Here is a 14,685-nt window from a genome sequence, read left to right on the forward strand (position 1 = left end):
CTACGAGCGGAGGACGCCGAGCACTCCCTGGAACGGCTCAGAGGCCGAGGGCTGCGGTGACCACGCCCAGGGCTGCTCGCGCGACGGCCTCGTCCTCCCCCGCCCACAGCTCCTCGACCCACGGCCCCGCGAACAACCCGACGAGGGTGGGCCGCCCGTCCGCCTCCGCGGCGTCGAGCCACTCGCTGACGGACCCGGCCCCCGGCCCGTGGACGCGGTAGTAGCCGGCCGCGTGCTCGGGCCAGAAGCGCCGGTCGAGGCGCAGCACCACCTTCTCCACCCGTCCGGTGGGCAACCGCGCCAGCGCGTCCCGGTGCCCGCCCGGCAGCGGCGGGACGAACTCGACGGCGCCGGCCGCGAGGACCGCGAACGGCACCGTGACGATCACCGCGTCGGCGTGCACCTCACCGTCGTGCACCTCTTCGTCGGCGCCGGCCACCAGCACCCCGTCGTCGCGGACCTCCACCCGGCGCACCGGCCGCCGCAGCCGGACGTCGACCCCCTCGGCGAGGTGGTCGAGCAGGCGGCGGTAACTGCCGACGATCCACCGGTCCCCTTCGCCGACGCCGGCCTCGAACCCGTGCCGCGCACTCAGGGAGGACAACGGAACCCCGGTGTCCATGACGACCTCGGCGTCCACGAACCGGCGGACGACCTCCGCGGTCCACGGCCGCGGGTCCCGCAACCACTCCTCGACGACCTGCCCGATCGAGGTTCCCGGCGCCGCGACGGCGAGCCGCTCCCGGAGCCCGCGCGTCAGGCCCTCCGGACGGGGCACCCCGCCCGTGGGCGACCCGAGGACGAGCGGATCGGTGAAGTCGGTCGCCACTGTCCGCAACCCCAGTGCCTCGACCGTGCGCGCCAGGACGTTCTCGTCGAACTGCTGCAACCAGTTGGCCCCCAGGTCGAAGGTGGACCCGCCGACCTCCACCCCGACGGCCCGGCCCCCCACGCGGTCGCGCGCTTCCCACACCTGCACGTCCACCCCGCGTCCGCGGAGTTCCTGCGCCGCGGCGAGACCGGCGATCCCGGCGCCCACCACGACGACCCGCCGGTGTCCGCGCGCCGCGGCCCACTCCCCCGCCTGCACGCCCTGTTCGTGCGCGCCGTGGGTCATCCCGGCCCGGGTGGGGTGGGTCCCCTCCCCCGCGATCCGCAGCCGCGTCCCGACGGGAGAACCCACGGTGGTCCGGTCCGCGGGCGTCCCGTCCACGCCGATGAGGCTCCACGCACCGCGGGACCACTCGTCCTCCCCCCACCGGGAGACGGCGGAGGCGAGCAACTGCACGGGTTCCGGCACGGAGCGGGAAGCTACGCCGTGCGGGACCACTCGACCAGTGCGGGGACGCAGCGGCGGGCGAAGTCGTCGTAGTCGTCGGGGGTGTTGTAGGCGTGGGCCGAGAGCCGGACGAAACCCTGGTCGCCGAACGCGGTGAACGCGGCCTCGACGCCCAGTTCGGCCAGTGCGCGGTCCCGCACGGCGTTGCCGCCCCCCTCCCCCAGCCCCAGCCGGCCGGGCAGTCTCACCAGCCGCAGCGGACCGGCCGGCATCCCGACCTCGACGTGGTGGTCCTCCCCCGTCAGCGCCGCGAACGCGTCGGCGACGACGTCCACGCCGTACCGGGCCAGTGCGGCGACCCGCACCCGGAGCGCGGCCCAGCCGATCTCCGCCTCGACGGCGTCGAGGGCGTCCGGGGCCGCGAGCCAGCTCGTGAAGTCGAGGGTTCCCTGCTGGTCGAAGCTGGCGGGGAACTCCTGCTCGGCTCCCCAGGAGTCGATGAGCGGGTTCAGTTCCCGGCGGAGGTCACCGCGGGCGACGAGGACGCCGGAACCCCGCGGGGCGCACCCGAACTTGTGCAGGTTGCCGACCCAGAAGTCGCAGTCGACGCCCGCGAGGGGTTCGGCGAGTTGCAGCGGGACGTGGGCACCGTCGACGAGGACGGGGATCCCGCGTTCGTGGGCGGCGGCGCTGATGAGGTCGACGGGCAGGAACCGCGCCGTCGGGGAGGTGATGTGGTCGAGCACGACGAGGGCCGTCCGGTCCGAGAGTTCTGCGGCGACGGCCGCGGCCGCCTCCTCCGGACCGGCACCGAGCGGGACGTGCGCGGTGCGGATCCGCCCGCCCCAGCGCCGAACGAGCCGACGCGCGCCCATCGTCACCGCGCCGTACCCGTGGTCGGTGACGACGACCTCGCACCCCTGCTCCACCGGGAGCGAGCTGAAGACCACGCTCGCCCCGGCGCTGGCGTTCGGCACGAACGCGAGGTCGTCCGCGGACACCCCGAGGTAGGGGGCCACGCGTTCCCGGGCCGCCGCGATGCGTTCCGGAACACCGACGAAGAACCGGACCGGCGCGCCCTCCATCTCCGCGCGGTAGGCCGCCTGCCGTTCCAGGGCGAGCGTCGGGACCGCGCCGAAGGAACCGTGGTTCAGGTGGCGCAGGGTCGGGTCGAGGGAGAACGCGAGGGTCACCCCAGCAGTGAACCAGTCCACCGCCGCACCACGAGGACGGCCCCGCCGAGGAACGCCGCGGCCGCCAGACCGGACGGCAACCCCGCCCGGAGCCCCTCCAGAACCCATCCGTGGTGCAGGGAGTCGGCCGGCAGTCCGAGGAGGGAACGATCGCGCGGATCCACGGCGACGTCGACGCGCTGGCCCTTCGCCGTGACGGGGGTCGGGCTCCAGGTCGCGTCGACGAAGAACTGCTCCCCCTGGACCTGCGTCCGTCCGCCGGGGGCTTGCACCCCGTAGGAGGTCATGCTGCCGTCTGGACGCGTCAGGCCCTCTTCGACGACCACGCCGGTGAACCGGGTCCCGTTCTCCCGCAACCAGTGCAGTTCGTACACCTGCCCCGCGACCCCGGCGAGGCGCCACCCGCACAACACCGCCAGCAGAATCCCGCAGAGGGCCAGGACCCAGGCCGCGGCCACGCGCGCGTCAGCGTTCCGGGAGCTCGGCGCCGACGTGTCCAGGGTCGTCATGGCGTGACGCTAGCGGAGGACCAGCGTGCGCCGCCCGGTTTCCCGGGAGGTCGTCACGCGGTCCCCGCGAGCAGCCGCAGCAGACGCTCGGTCTCGTCCTCCAGCGCGGCGCGGCCCGCGGCGACGTACTTCCGCGGGTCGGTGAGGTCGGGCCGGTCGGCCAGCACAGCGCGCACGGCGCGGGTGAACACCCCGTTGAGGTGCGTCGAGATGTTGACCTTCGTCATGCCGACCTCGACGGCGGCGCGGAGTTCCTCGTCGGACAACCCCGACGAGCCGTGCAGCACCAGGGGGACGGGGACGCTCGCGGCGAGCCGGGCGATGAGGTCGCGGTCGACGCGGGCGACGCGGGTCTGCATCGCGTGCGACGTCCCCACGGCCACCGCCAGGGCGTCGACCCCCGTGGCGGCGACGAACTCCGCGGCCTCGTCGGGGTCGGTGCGCGCACCCGGGGCGTGGACGCCGTCCTTGCCGCCGACCTCGCCGAGTTCGGCCTCCAGCGCGATCCCCACGGCGTGGGCCTCCTCGGCCAGGGCCCGGGTCGCGGCGACGTTCTCCGCGTAAGGCAGTTTCGACCCGTCGTACATGATCGAGTCGACGCCGAGGTCGATGCCGCGCCGGGCCAGCTCCGGGTCCTCCACGTGGTCCAGGTGCACCAGGACCTCGACGTCGACGGCGCGGGCGATGGCCTGGGTGGCGACGGTGAGGGGTTCCAGACCACCGTGGTACGTGATGCAGTTCTCGCTGATCTGCAGCACGACCGGCAGACCGGCGCGCGCGGCACCGGCGGCCATGGCCTCGGCGTGCTCGAGCAGGACGACGTTGAAGGCCCCGACCCCACGACCGGCCGCACGGGCGGCGTCGAGGAGTTCCACGAAGGGGGGACGAGTGCTCATGCGGGACTCCCGGTGGTGTCGAGGAAACGGGCGGCGGCGGCCCGGTCGATCTCACCTGCGACCGGACGCAGGACGGCGGCGGCGCCGAACACGGCGGCCCGGCGCAGGGCGTCGGGCAGCGGGGAACCGCCGGTGAGGGCGAGGACGAGACCGGCCGTCGCGGCGTCCCCGGCGCCGGTGGCGTTCCCGCTGACGCCCGGGACGGCGGGAACCTCGCACACCCCGTCGCGGGTGTGGGCGGCGATCCCGTGGACCCCGCGGGAGACCACCACCGCACCGGCCCCCCGGGCCAGCAGGTCCGCGGCGCCCTCCGCCTCGGAACCGGCACCGGTCGCGCCGAGGAGTTCCTCGACGTTGGGCTTGCAGACGGAGGCCCCGGCGTCGGCGGCCGCCAGCAGGGCCGGACCGGACAGGTCGGCGACGGTCAGGACCCCGGCGTCGCGGGCCGTGCGCACCCAGTCGCCGACCAGGCCGGGGTCGCTGCCGAGCGGGAGCGACCCCGCGACGACGAAGGCCGCCGCCCCGCGCAACGCCCCGGCGAGGGCGTCCCGCACGGCGGCCCACTCCGCGGGGGTCACCGCGGGGCCGGGTTCGCCGAACATCGTCGGGTGGGCCACGTCGTCGACGACGGTCACCGTCGTGCGGGTCTCACCGGCCAGGGGAACGGTCGTGGGTTCCAGCCCCAGGTCGCGCAGCGCCTCCTGCACCCACGTCCCGGCCGCCCCGCCCAGGGGCAGCACGCACCGGGCGGGAACCCCCTCGCCGCCCAGGACGCGGGCCACGTTGACGCCCTTGCCCCCGGGGCGACGGGAGACCTCCAGCACCCGCTGGGTGGTTCCGACCCGCTGTTCCGCGACGCGGTACGTCACGTCGACCGCCGGGTTGGGGGTGAGGACGACGATCACACGACCACCCCGCGGGCCCGGGCCGCCCGGACGGCGTAGAGGGCACCACCGAGTTCCGGACCGTGCTGCGGCGTCACGAGCTCCAGCCGGAACGGGCTGTGCTGCAAAGCCTCCTCGAACTCCGACCGCACCACGGGGGCGTTGAACAGTCCCCCGGACCAGGACACCGCCACCTCGTCCTGCGAACCGTGGCCCAGGGCGGTCGCCGTCGTCGTCACCAGGGCGGCCAGTTCCGCGGCCGCGGCGCGCACGATCCCCAGGGCCCGGGCGTCGCCCGCGGCGGCCGTCGCGGTGACGACGCGGGCGAGGCCCGCGATCCGGCTGCGGTCGCCCTGCCAGCGGTCCACGACGACACCGATGACGTCGAGGTCGTCGCCGTCGTCCCGGACCTCCAGCGCCTCCCGGACCGCGCCGTGCAACGCCGTCCGGGGTTCACGGCCGTCGGCCATGCGGGAGAACGCGTTCAGTCCCTGGACGGCCACCCAGTACGCGGACCCCTCGTCGCCGAAGAGTTCGCTCCAGCCGCCGGTCCGGTGGGCGCGGTGACCCCGTTCGCCGTAGGCCACCGATCCGGTACCGGCGACGACGTTGATGCCGTCCCGGCCGGCGAGGGAACCCGCCCAGCCGCTGAGCATGTCGTTGCCGCAGAGGTAGCGGTCGTGCCCCAGGACCCGGGCGGGCATCGCGTCCAGGTGGGCGACGTCGGCGCTGGCCTCGCCGTAGCCGGGGATCGCCAGGAACGCGAAGGTGAGGTCCTCGACACGGATCCCGGCCGCCGCGACGACGGCGCCGACCCCGGCGCGCAGGACCTGCTCGACGAGGTCGATCCCGCTCTCGCTCCCGAAGTAGTAGCTGGAGGGTTGCCGGTCCTCCGCGACGACCGTCCCGTTCCCGTCGAGCAGGACGAAGGCGGTCTTCGTCCCGCCCCCGTCCATGCCGAGGAAGTACGTCACGGCTGCTCGCTCCGGCCCGGGAGGTCGTGGATCGAGACCCCCTGGACGACCCGGTTGACGGTGCCACCCGGGAAGGGGTTGTCGGGGGTGCAGCCGCGACGGACGGACGCGCCCAGCGCGAGCAGCTGCGCGAAGGCGACGAGGGCGACGCTGCGCAACCCGTCGTCGAGACCGTCGAGCTGCGGGAGGGCGAGGTCCAGCGCAGAACCGTCCGGCCCGCCGACGTGCACGACCTGCGCGGGGCGGTCACGACGGAGTTCGGTGACGATGTCGGCGTCGTAGTGGGCGGTGTAGGGGTCGGCGGAGGCGTACACGACGACGAGGGTGCGGTCGTCGACCACCGACTTCGGGCCGTGGCGGAACCCGAGCGGGGAGTCGTGGAAACCCGCCACTGCCCCCGCCGTCAGTTCGAGCAGCTTCAGCGCGGACTCCTGAGCCAGCCCCTGCAGCGGACCCGAGCCGAGGTACACGACGCGTTCGGGGTCGGCGTCCAGCAGGGCCTCGACCTGTCCGCTGCGCCCGATCAAGGACGACGCGGCGGCGCTCAGGGCCTCGACGTGGCGGGCCTGGTCGGGCCGGAACACCAGGAGCGCGGCGAGCAGCATCGTGGAGAAGCTCGACGTCATGGCGAAGCCGGTGTCGTTGGTCTGCTCCGGCATCACCAGCACGAACGAGTTCGCCGCACCGCGGTGCTCCCGGGCCAGTGCCCCCTCGGCGTCGCAGGTGATGACGAGGTGGTGCGCCCGCGGGGCGAGGTCGTCCACGATCCGGGTCGCCGCGACGCTCTCGGGGCTGTTCCCGGACCGCGCGAAGGACACCAGCAGGACGGGGCCGCCCTCCGCGAGCAGGCCGAAGGGGTCGGCGACGAGGTCGGTCGTGGCGAGGGCGTCGACCCGGCGGCCCAGGTGGCGGCGCAGCGACGCGCTCGCGATGTCACCGGCGAAGGCGGAGGTCCCCGCGCCGGTGAGGACGATGCGTAGGTTCTCCTGCGCCAGGACCGGGGTGAGGAAGTCGTCGAGGGCGTCCCGGTGCCCGGCGAGCAGGGTGACCAGGTCGCGCCACGCGCCCGGCTGCTGCCGGATCTCGTGGTGGGTCGCGGATCCGCTCGTGGGAGCGGCGACGTCGGTGTTCACGGGAGGTACCTCCGGTCGGTGGTGCGGGTGGTGCTCGCTTCGGTGCGCACGGAGCTCAGCCTTTCAGCCCGGCCGAGGCCATGGTCGCGACGAACTGCCGCTGGGCCAGGAGGAAGAGCAGCATGAGCGGGAGGGTGGCGACGACGTTGCCGGCCATGAGCAGCGACCAGTCGGTCCGGCGGGCGCCCTGGAAGTTCGTCAGCCCCAGCTGCAGCGTGAAGTCGTGCTCGTCGTTGATGGCCACCAGGGGCCACACGAGGTCGTTCCAGGAGCCGAGCAGGGTGAAGATCGCCAACGTCGCCAGCGCGGGCCGGGCGAGCGGCAGCACGATCCGGAAGAACACCTGCAGGCGGGAGCACCCGTCGATCCTGCCCGCCTCCTCCAGCTCGCTCGGCAGCGACAGGAAGAACTGGCGCATGAGGAAGATGCCGAACGCCGAGGCCAGCCAGGGGACGATCGCGGCCCCGAGGTGGTCGACGAGGCCGAGCCGGGCGAACATGACGTAGGTCGGGATCATGAGCAGCTGCGAGGGGACCATGATGGTCGCGAGGATCGCCAGGAACCCGAACGTCCGGCCCGGGAAGCGCAGTCGGGCGAACCCGTAGCCGGCCAGCGAGCAGAGCACCAGGTGCGAGACGATCGCCGACGCGGACACGACGGCCGTGTTCAGCAGCCACCGCAGGATCGAGGAGTCGGCGAACAGCCGGGTGTACCCGCTGAGGGTGAAGTGCGTCGGGACGAACGCGGGCGGGAACTCGTTGATCTCCGAGGCCGGTTCCAGGGAGGTGAGGAACATCTCGAGGAACGGCAGGAGGAAGAGGAACGAGACCGGCACCAGCAGCAGGTGCCACGGGCTGAACGGCAACCCGCGGCGACGGGGCACGGTCGACGTGGACGTCGAGGTCGCGGACGGAGTCACGGTCGTCACGGGTTCCTCCCGGCGCGGCGCTGGGTGATGGTGACGACGATCGTCACGACCAGGGTGGCGAAGAACAACGCATAGGCGACGGCCGAGCCGTAGCCGAACTGCAGCCGCTGGAACGCGAGGTGCCAGACGTAGTAGACGATCGTCTGGGTGGCGTCGAGCGGCCCGCCGCGCGTGGTGGCGTAGACGAGGTCGAACAGCTGGACGGCCTCCAGGGTCTGGTAGACCGCGACGAACGACGTCACCGCCCCGAGTTGCGGCCACACGACGCACCAGAAGACCTGCCGGGAGTTCGCGCCGTCCATCCGGGCGGCCTCGATGGTGTCGCCGGGGATGTCCTGCAGCGCCGCGAGGTAGATGACCGTGGTGAAGGCGGCCTGCCCCCACAGCGACATGATGGTGATGACCACCATGGCCTGGTGGCCGTCCTCCAGCCAGCCCTGCTGGGGCAGGTGCAGGACGCGCAGGACGTTGTTGACCAGCCCGAACTGCGGGCTGAAGAGGTAGGTCGTGAGGATGCCCGTCGCGGCGGCGGAGGCGACGAAGGGCACGAACACCGCGGTGCGGTACAGGCCGATGAACCGGATCCGACGGTTCAGCGCGACGGCCAGGAACAGTCCCAGCAGGACCGACGCCGGCACGAAGAGGACCGTGTAGAGGGCGGTGTGCAGCGCGGCACCGCCGAGCGCGGGGTCGACGGCGAGGTCCCGGTAGTTCTGGATCCCCACCCCCCTCGGCGGGCTGAACCCGTCCCACGTGCGGAAGGACAGCACGAGGGCCCAGATCCCCGGGAAGAGGGTGAGCCCTCCGACCACGATCAGGGCCGGGGCGACGAAACCCCACCCGGCCAGCGCCTCCCCCACGGCACGGCGGGGCCGGGGGGCAGCCGCTCCCGAGGTCCCCCGGCGCTGCGACTCTCGAAGGTCAACGGTCGTCACGTCACGTCCTCAGCTCTGGCGCAGTGCCTTGTCGGCGGCGGTGGCGGCGTCGGCGAGGGCGCCCTGCGGCGACCCTTCGCCCTGCAGCACGTGGGCGGTGGCGCTCCCGACGGCCTCCGAGAGGCCGTTGTAGCCGGGGACGGTCGGGCGGGGCTTCTTCGCGTTCGCGGCGTTGGCCTGCATCACGTCGAGCCCGGGGAGTTCGGCGGAGGCGGTCAGGAACGCCTCGCTGGTGGCCTCACTGGCCCGCAGCGGGAGGTTGCCGAGAGCCACGTTGAACTGCTCGTCCTGCTCGGCCGAGGTCAGCCACTCGGTGAACTGCGTCGCCCAGTGGGCGCGGTTGACGTCGTCGTTGTCGAACAGGGTCCACAGGTCGGGGCCGGAGACCGTCTGGTGGTCGCCGTCCGTCCCCGGGAGCTGCACGACGCCGTAGGAGGTTCCGGCGGTCTTGAGCGCCGACAGTTCCCAGGGACCGGAGGTGATCATGGCGATGCGGTCGCTCTCGAACAGCTGGGCGAACTTGGTGTCCGTCTGGTCGAGGTAGACGCTCCGGTCGTCGACGGCCATCCCGCGCAGGAAGGTGAGGGCGTCGATCCCGGCCCGGGAGTCGAAGGCCGCCTCCTGCCCGGTGGCGTCCAGGATCTCGCCGCCGTTCTGCCACAGGTGCGGCCACAACTGCCACGTCGTCTCCTCGCTCCCCGAGACGGAGTACCCGTACCCGTAGACGTGGTCGCCGGGGTTCGTGAGCTGCTTCGCCGCGGCCCGGAAGTCCGGCCAGGTCCAGTCGGGCGTGGGGTACGCGACGCCGGCCCGGTCGAAGAGGGTCGTGTTGTAGAGGAGGGCGATGTTGTCGACGACGGCGGGGAACCCGATGGTGCGGTGGCCGGTCGGCTGCGCCGTCGCCCGCGCCGCCGAGGTGAAGTCCTCCCAGTCCACCCCGGGGCCCTGCACCACGGAGGTGATGTCGAGGGTCCGGTTCGAGCGTTCCAGCTGGCTCGCCCACGACCCGAACGTGTAGGAGATGTCCGGGGAGTCGTTGCCCGCGAACGAGGCGGCGAGCTTCTGCAGCAGTTCCTCGGTGGAGGAGGCCCCGGGCGTGACGTCGATGCTGACGTTGGGGTGCTGCTGCTCGAACTCCGCGGCGAGGCGCTCCAGCACCCGCTCGGCCTCGTCGCTCTGCCCCGACCACATGGTCAGGTGGACCTGGGCGGAGGGGTCGAGCGTGGTGACGGGTTTCGTCCCGCACCCCGTCGCGACGAGCGCGACGAGGGTGAGGGCGGCGGCGAGTCGTGGGACGTGCACCGGGAACTCCTCTCGGGGGTCTGGACTACAGGGCGTCGACCGGCAGCTGCACGCGCAGTTCTGGCGGCAGCAGGTCGCCGTGGGCGGCGACGAGGTCGTTGCACAGCGCCCAGATCCGCTCGGGCGTGAGCGTCGAGCTCGCGTTGGGGTCCACGAGCACCGCCTGGCGCACGAGGCGCGGGTCCCCGGTCCGGGCGGCCTCGATCGTGAGCTCGGCGACCGAGACGTAGGGGCGGTTCACCGCTGCGGCCTGCACCGGCAGGGAACCCATCGGGACCGGGGAGATCCCGCCGACGCCCACGGTGGTCGGCACCTCGACGACGCACCCGGCGGGCAGGTTGTCGATCAGGCCCCGGTTGACGACGTTGGCGTGGATCTCGCGTTCGGTGCCGGTGACGAGGGAGTGGATGACCTGCGGCGCGTACTCGGCCGCCTCCTCCTCGAGCGCCAGCGGTTCACCCGCGGCGAGGGCGCGTTCGGCCGCGTGGAACTCACGGACGTTGTTCTCGGAGATCTCCAGGTACTCCATCGGCCGCAGCCGGAACCTCTCGACCTGCTCCTGGTCGCGGAGGAACCACGGCAGGTACTCCGAGGAGTGCTCGCTCGTCTCGGTCGGGTAGTAGCCGATCCGGCGGAAGACCTCGACGCGGACGCGGCGCAGCAGTTCCGGGTCGGCGGCGATGCGCTCGCGCAGCACCGGGTAGAGGTCACGACCCCCGTGGGTCCACTCCAGCAACCACGCCTGGTGGTTGACGCCGGCCGCCCGGAACCTGGTCTGCTCGACGGACAACCCGACGAGCTCCGCGAGGTCGTGGGCGGTCCAGTAGACGCTGTGGCACAACCCCAGGGTGGTGAGTTCCGGGGCGACGAGGCTGGTCCACCAGACGTTCATCGCCATCGGGTTGGTGTAGTTCAGGAAGACCGCGTCCGGCGCCACGTCGCGGATGTCCGCGGTGAGGGCGGTGAGGAAGGGGAACGTGCGCAGCGCGCGGAAGACCCCGCCCACCCCGGTGGTGTCGCCGATCGTCTGGCGCAACCCGTAGCGGGCCGGGATCTCCAGGTCGTGGCGGGTGGCCTCGATGCCGCCGATCTGCACCATGTCGACGACGAAGTCGGCGTCGGCGAGGGCGCGGCGCCGGTCGGTGGTCGCGGTGGTCGTCAGGGGGCGGTTCAGGCGTTCGCCGACCTGCCGGGCGGTGCCCTCGGCCACGGCGAGGCGGCGCTCGTCGATGTCGAAGAGCCGCAGGTCGAGCGGGCCGAGGTCGTCGAACCTCAGGAGGTCCCCCACCAGCTGGCGGGTGAACTCGACGCTCCCGGCCCCGACGAAGGTGACTCGTGTCATGCCAGGATGGTGTTCCGACTGCGCGATGGACGCAATATTCTGAGCGAAACGCTCATTCTGGTTGATCGGTTCGAGTGATTGGTGCGGTGGAGATGCCCGGTGGCCACGCCCTCGGCGGCTCGGAGGCCCTCCCGCGCGCGGGTTCCGGCAAACGTGCCGACCGGCTGGTGACGATCCTCGGCGTGCTCAACGAACGCGGTGACGTGAGCCTGCAGGACCTCGTCACCGAACTCGGCGTGTCGGTCGCGACCGTCCGCCGCGACCTCGCCGACCTCGAAGGACAAGGGCTGCTGTCGCGGACGCACGGCGGCGCGCGGGTCCTCGCCCCGGCGCTGGAACTACCGGTGCGGTTGCGCGCGGGGCAATCGCACCAGGTCAAGCAACTCATCGCCCGCCGCGCCGCCACCTTCCTGCCCGAGGGGCCGTTCGCGATCGCCATCGGGGGCGGGACGACGGCCGCGGGCGTCGCGCGGGCGCTGATCTTCCGCACCGACCTGACGATCGTCACGAACTCGCTGACGACGGCCACCGAGATCGGGTCCCGGCCGAACCTGCGGGTGATGATGACCGGTGGCCTGATCCGCGCGAACTCCTTCGAGCTGGTGGGGGCGCTCGCCGAGAACTCCTTCGCCTCCATCAACGTGGGCATGGCGATCCTCGGTGTGGACGGGGTGAGCGCCGAGGGCGGGATCACGACGCACGACGAGACCGAGGCGCGGACGAACGCGGCCATGATCCGACACGCCCAGCGGACGGTCGTCGTCGCGGACTCCTCCAAGATCGGACGGATCACCCTGGCCAAGGTCGCCGGGCTCGAGAGCGTCGGCGACCTCGTCACCGACAGCGCCGCCCCCGCCGAGGAACTCCAGCGGATCCGGACCCTCGGAACCCGCGTCCACGTCGTCACGGTCCAGGACGGGGTCTAGCGTCCTGGACCGTCGGTCCGCCGCGGGCCCACGGGACGTCGGCGCATCCGCCGGGTCCCGCTCCGCAGCAGCAGCTCACCCATCGCGTGTTGTCGGCCACACCCCCGGTTCGCGTGCACGTAAGCTGAGGACGTGGGCGACGCTGAGGAGACGCGCTGGCTCGACGAGCAGGAGCGTCAGGTGTGGCTGGCCCTGACGGTACTGCTCACCGCCCTGCCCAACGCCCTGGATGCGCAGCTGCAGCGTGATGCCGGGCTCAGCCACTTCGAGTACTTCGTCATGGCCGTGCTCTCGGAGTCTCCCGACCGGACCCGGCGCATGAGCGAACTCGCGGCGTTGTCCAACGGCTCGCTCTCACGGTTGTCCCACGTGGTCTCCCGTCTGCAACGCCAGGGGTACGTCAGCAGGCGTCCCGACCCCGCGGACGGGAGGACCACCCTGGCCACCTTGAGCGAGCAGGGGTGGGAGAAGGTGGTGGTCTCGGCCCCCGGGCACGTCGCGACCGTGCGCCAGGCCGTCTTCGACCGGTTGACGAAGACCCAGGCCCGATACCTCAAGGACGCCTGTGTCCGCATCGAGAGCGGTCTGGGAGTCGAGCTGCCCGCGGAGGCCTTCGGGTCCGCGTCGCGCGCGAACCGCCCCGACGGAGCCTGACCGCCACCGTCAGCAGTTCCTCGAACGCGGCGTGATCCGCGCGACCTGGTCCGAACCCGCCCGAGGCGTCGCGGTCGGGTCGTCGGGTGAAACCGTCCGACCCCTTGCCGACGGAGCGCCCGCGCGATCCGGGACGACCGTTTCCGGGACCGGATCCCGTTGCCCGATCGCGGGATTCGCGGTCGTCGTCCCGAAACCACGTGGTGGTCCCTACCCCGTCGAGACAGCGGATCCCCGGCACGAATGACTTGACGCTTAAAGTAAAGATGCCTACGCTGAACGTGTCGCTGCACCATCCGGGGAGGCGGATCCACGCCTTCCCACACCACCCCGCGACGATCGAGGACGGGGTTCGGCGCGACACCGACACCACTCGATCCGCACCACTCGATCAGCACCGCCCCGGCCCGGCACTCTTCTTCCGTCCCCGGCCGGGAACCCGGTCGGACCTGCCCGGTCCGCCACGTCCCACTCACCCACAGGGGTTCTCCATGAGCCAGATCGATCGACGCGGACTCCTCAAGGCCGGCGGCGCTGTTCTCGGTGCCTCCGCACTGGGCGCGATGACCGCGCCCACCGCGTCCGCGAGCACCACCGGTTCGCGGCGGGTCAGGGAGGAGAGCAGATCGCTGGACGCGTTGTACGCGGCGGCCCGCAGCGAAGGCGGTGAACTCGTCGTGTACGCCGGCGGCGACACCCCCGACCAGCAGGACGCCGCCAAGACCGCCTTCACGGCGCAGTTCCCGGCCATCGACCTGAAGATGATCGTGGACTACAGCAAGTACCACGACGTCCGGGTCGACAACCAGCTGGCCACCCGCTCCCTGGTCGCCGACGTCGTCCAGCTCCAGACGTTGCAGGACTTCACCCGCTGGAAGCAGCAGGGCGTCCTGCAGCCGTACAAGCCCGCGGGTTTCGGCGCCCTGCACCCCGCGTTCCGCGATGAGGACGGTGCGTGGATCGCCGTCGCGGTCTACGCCTTCAGCTACATGCACCAGGTCTCCCTGGGTGCGAGCGCACCCGCCACCCCACGCGACCTGGCCGACCCGCGCTGGCGCGGCGCGATCGCGTCCTCCTACCCCAACGACGACGACGCCGCGCTGTACCTCTACAAGCTCTACGCCGAGACCTACGGCTGGGACTGGGTGGGCCGGCTCGCCGCGCAGAACCCGCAGTTCGCCCGCGGAACGAACACCCCCGTCGAGGCCGTGGCCTCGGGCAGGAAGACGATCGGCATCGCCGGTGCCGGTTCCCTCACCGGTCCGCTGGCCCCGGGCGTCCGGTGGGTCACCCCGGCCGGCCACCCCTTCATGGCCTGGGGGCAGCGCGCCGCCCTGCTGAAGCGCGCGGCACACCCCGCTGCCGCGAAGCTGTACCTGAACTGGCAGCTCTCGGTCCCGGTGCAGCAGAACTCCTTCAACGGCTGGTCGGTACGAACCGACGTGAAACCCGCGGGAGACCTCGCCCCGATCTGGCAGAACCGTGACGCCCACCTGGACGGGTTCCCCCGTTTCATGGCCGACCGGGCCGAGGTGGAGCGCTGGCGTCAGACGTTCTCGTTGTACTTCGGCGAGGTCCAGGGTGCACCCAGCCCCGGCGTGCTGGGGTTGCACCCCGGACGCTGAACGAGCGCGCACCGACACGGTGGGTGCTGGGCCGGCGGGCATCGGGGTCGAGGTCCGCCGGCCTCCGACGGGGATCTGTCGCGGAGGGGGATCCGATCCCCTCGG

Annotated in this window: 14 protein-coding genes; 3 read left to right on the plus strand and 11 right to left on the minus strand. The window is 72.5% G+C overall.

The genetic code is table 11. The features are described from left to right. Positions 1–37: 37 nt before the first annotated feature. From SJY07_RS11965 to melA, 11 genes are read right to left on the minus strand one after another with little or no spacing between them, the layout of a single operon-like run. Complete coding sequence (locus SJY07_RS11965) at positions 38–1,300, minus strand: FAD-dependent oxidoreductase (RefSeq protein WP_380159335.1); 1,263 nt, start codon at positions 1,298–1,300, stop codon at positions 38–40. 11 nt (positions 1,301–1,311) lie between these two features. Then, positions 1,312–2,472 carry an aminotransferase class V-fold PLP-dependent enzyme gene (locus SJY07_RS11970; RefSeq protein ID WP_380159337.1) on the minus strand — a complete coding sequence of 387 codons (1,161 nt, stop codon included), beginning with the start codon at positions 2,470–2,472 and terminating at the stop codon, positions 1,312–1,314. Beyond that, positions 2,469–2,981, minus strand: a complete 513-nt coding sequence (locus SJY07_RS11975) for a hypothetical protein (protein WP_380159339.1) — start codon at positions 2,979–2,981, stop codon at positions 2,469–2,471. Before SJY07_RS11975 ends, SJY07_RS11970 begins: the two co-directional genes overlap by 4 nt. A gap of 53 nt (positions 2,982–3,034) precedes the next feature. After that, positions 3,035–3,877, minus strand: coding sequence for a class II fructose-bisphosphate aldolase (locus SJY07_RS11980; protein ID WP_328294027.1), 843 nt, complete (start codon positions 3,875–3,877; stop codon positions 3,035–3,037). Beyond that, positions 3,874–4,782, minus strand: coding sequence for a 1-phosphofructokinase family hexose kinase (locus SJY07_RS11985; protein WP_380159341.1), 909 nt, complete (start codon positions 4,780–4,782; stop codon positions 3,874–3,876). Before SJY07_RS11985 ends, SJY07_RS11980 begins: the two co-directional genes overlap by 4 nt. Then, on the minus strand, positions 4,779–5,735 hold the full coding sequence (locus SJY07_RS11990) for a BadF/BadG/BcrA/BcrD ATPase family protein (protein WP_328294025.1): 957 nt from the start codon (positions 5,733–5,735) through the stop codon (positions 4,779–4,781). Before SJY07_RS11990 ends, SJY07_RS11985 begins: the two co-directional genes overlap by 4 nt. Continuing rightward, entirely contained in the window at positions 5,732–6,868 is a 1,137-nt protein-coding gene (locus tag SJY07_RS11995) for an SIS domain-containing protein (protein WP_380159344.1), read from the minus strand. The genes SJY07_RS11990 and SJY07_RS11995 overlap by 4 nt, the downstream gene beginning before the upstream one ends. Positions 6,869–6,923: 55 nt before the next feature. After that, positions 6,924–7,787 carry a carbohydrate ABC transporter permease gene (locus SJY07_RS12000; RefSeq protein ID WP_380162286.1) on the minus strand — a complete coding sequence of 288 codons (864 nt, stop codon included), beginning with the start codon at positions 7,785–7,787 and terminating at the stop codon, positions 6,924–6,926. Between the two features lie 5 nt (positions 7,788–7,792). Then, positions 7,793–8,731 (minus strand): carbohydrate ABC transporter permease, encoded by a 939-nt coding sequence (locus SJY07_RS12005; RefSeq protein WP_380159346.1) that lies wholly within the window; start codon positions 8,729–8,731, stop codon positions 7,793–7,795. A gap of 9 nt (positions 8,732–8,740) precedes the next feature. Continuing rightward, positions 8,741–10,033 (minus strand): extracellular solute-binding protein, encoded by a 1,293-nt coding sequence (locus tag SJY07_RS12010; RefSeq protein ID WP_380159348.1) that lies wholly within the window; start codon positions 10,031–10,033, stop codon positions 8,741–8,743. Positions 10,034–10,058: 25 nt separating this feature from the next. Continuing rightward, positions 10,059–11,375: an alpha-galactosidase gene (gene melA, locus SJY07_RS12015; protein WP_380159350.1), complete on the minus strand. Its 1,317-nt coding sequence runs from the start codon at positions 11,373–11,375 to the stop codon at positions 10,059–10,061. Between the two features lie 92 nt (positions 11,376–11,467). On the opposite strand from melA, the gene SJY07_RS12020 reads away from it, so the two are divergent. The 3 genes from SJY07_RS12020 to SJY07_RS12030 all read left to right on the plus strand — a co-directional run bounded on the left by SJY07_RS12020 (position 11,468) and on the right by SJY07_RS12030 (position 14,580). Beyond that, entirely contained in the window at positions 11,468–12,301 is an 834-nt protein-coding gene (locus SJY07_RS12020) for a DeoR/GlpR family DNA-binding transcription regulator (protein ID WP_380162288.1), read from the plus strand. Between the two features lie 132 nt (positions 12,302–12,433). Beyond that, a complete protein-coding gene (locus SJY07_RS12025) occupies positions 12,434–12,955 on the plus strand; it encodes a MarR family transcriptional regulator (protein ID WP_328294019.1) in 522 nt (173 codons plus the stop codon). A gap of 491 nt (positions 12,956–13,446) precedes the next feature. Next, entirely contained in the window at positions 13,447–14,580 is a 1,134-nt protein-coding gene (locus SJY07_RS12030) for an ABC transporter substrate-binding protein (RefSeq protein WP_380159352.1), read from the plus strand. Positions 14,581–14,685: the final 105 nt, after the last annotated feature.

Source organism: Kineococcus sp. R86509 (assembly GCF_042466365.1).
Classification (GTDB): domain Bacteria; phylum Actinomycetota; class Actinomycetes; order Actinomycetales; family Kineococcaceae; genus Kineococcus.

What these genes read in the sequence shown, in the direction of transcription:
- SJY07_RS12020 (WP_380162288.1), top strand. Translation starts at nt 11,468, where the DNA reads ATGCCCGGTGGCCACGCCCTCGGCGGCTCGGAGGCCCTCCCGCGCGCG.
- SJY07_RS11975 (WP_380159339.1), bottom strand. Translation starts at nt 2,981, where the DNA reads ATGACGACCCTGGACACGTCGGCGCCGAGCTCCCGGAACGCTGACGCG.
- SJY07_RS12030 (WP_380159352.1), top strand. Translation starts at nt 13,447, where the DNA reads ATGAGCCAGATCGATCGACGCGGACTCCTCAAGGCCGGCGGCGCTGTT.
- melA (WP_380159350.1), bottom strand. Translation starts at nt 11,375, where the DNA reads ATGACACGAGTCACCTTCGTCGGGGCCGGGAGCGTCGAGTTCACCCGC.
- SJY07_RS11980 (WP_328294027.1), bottom strand. Translation starts at nt 3,877, where the DNA reads ATGAGCACTCGTCCCCCCTTCGTGGAACTCCTCGACGCCGCCCGTGCG.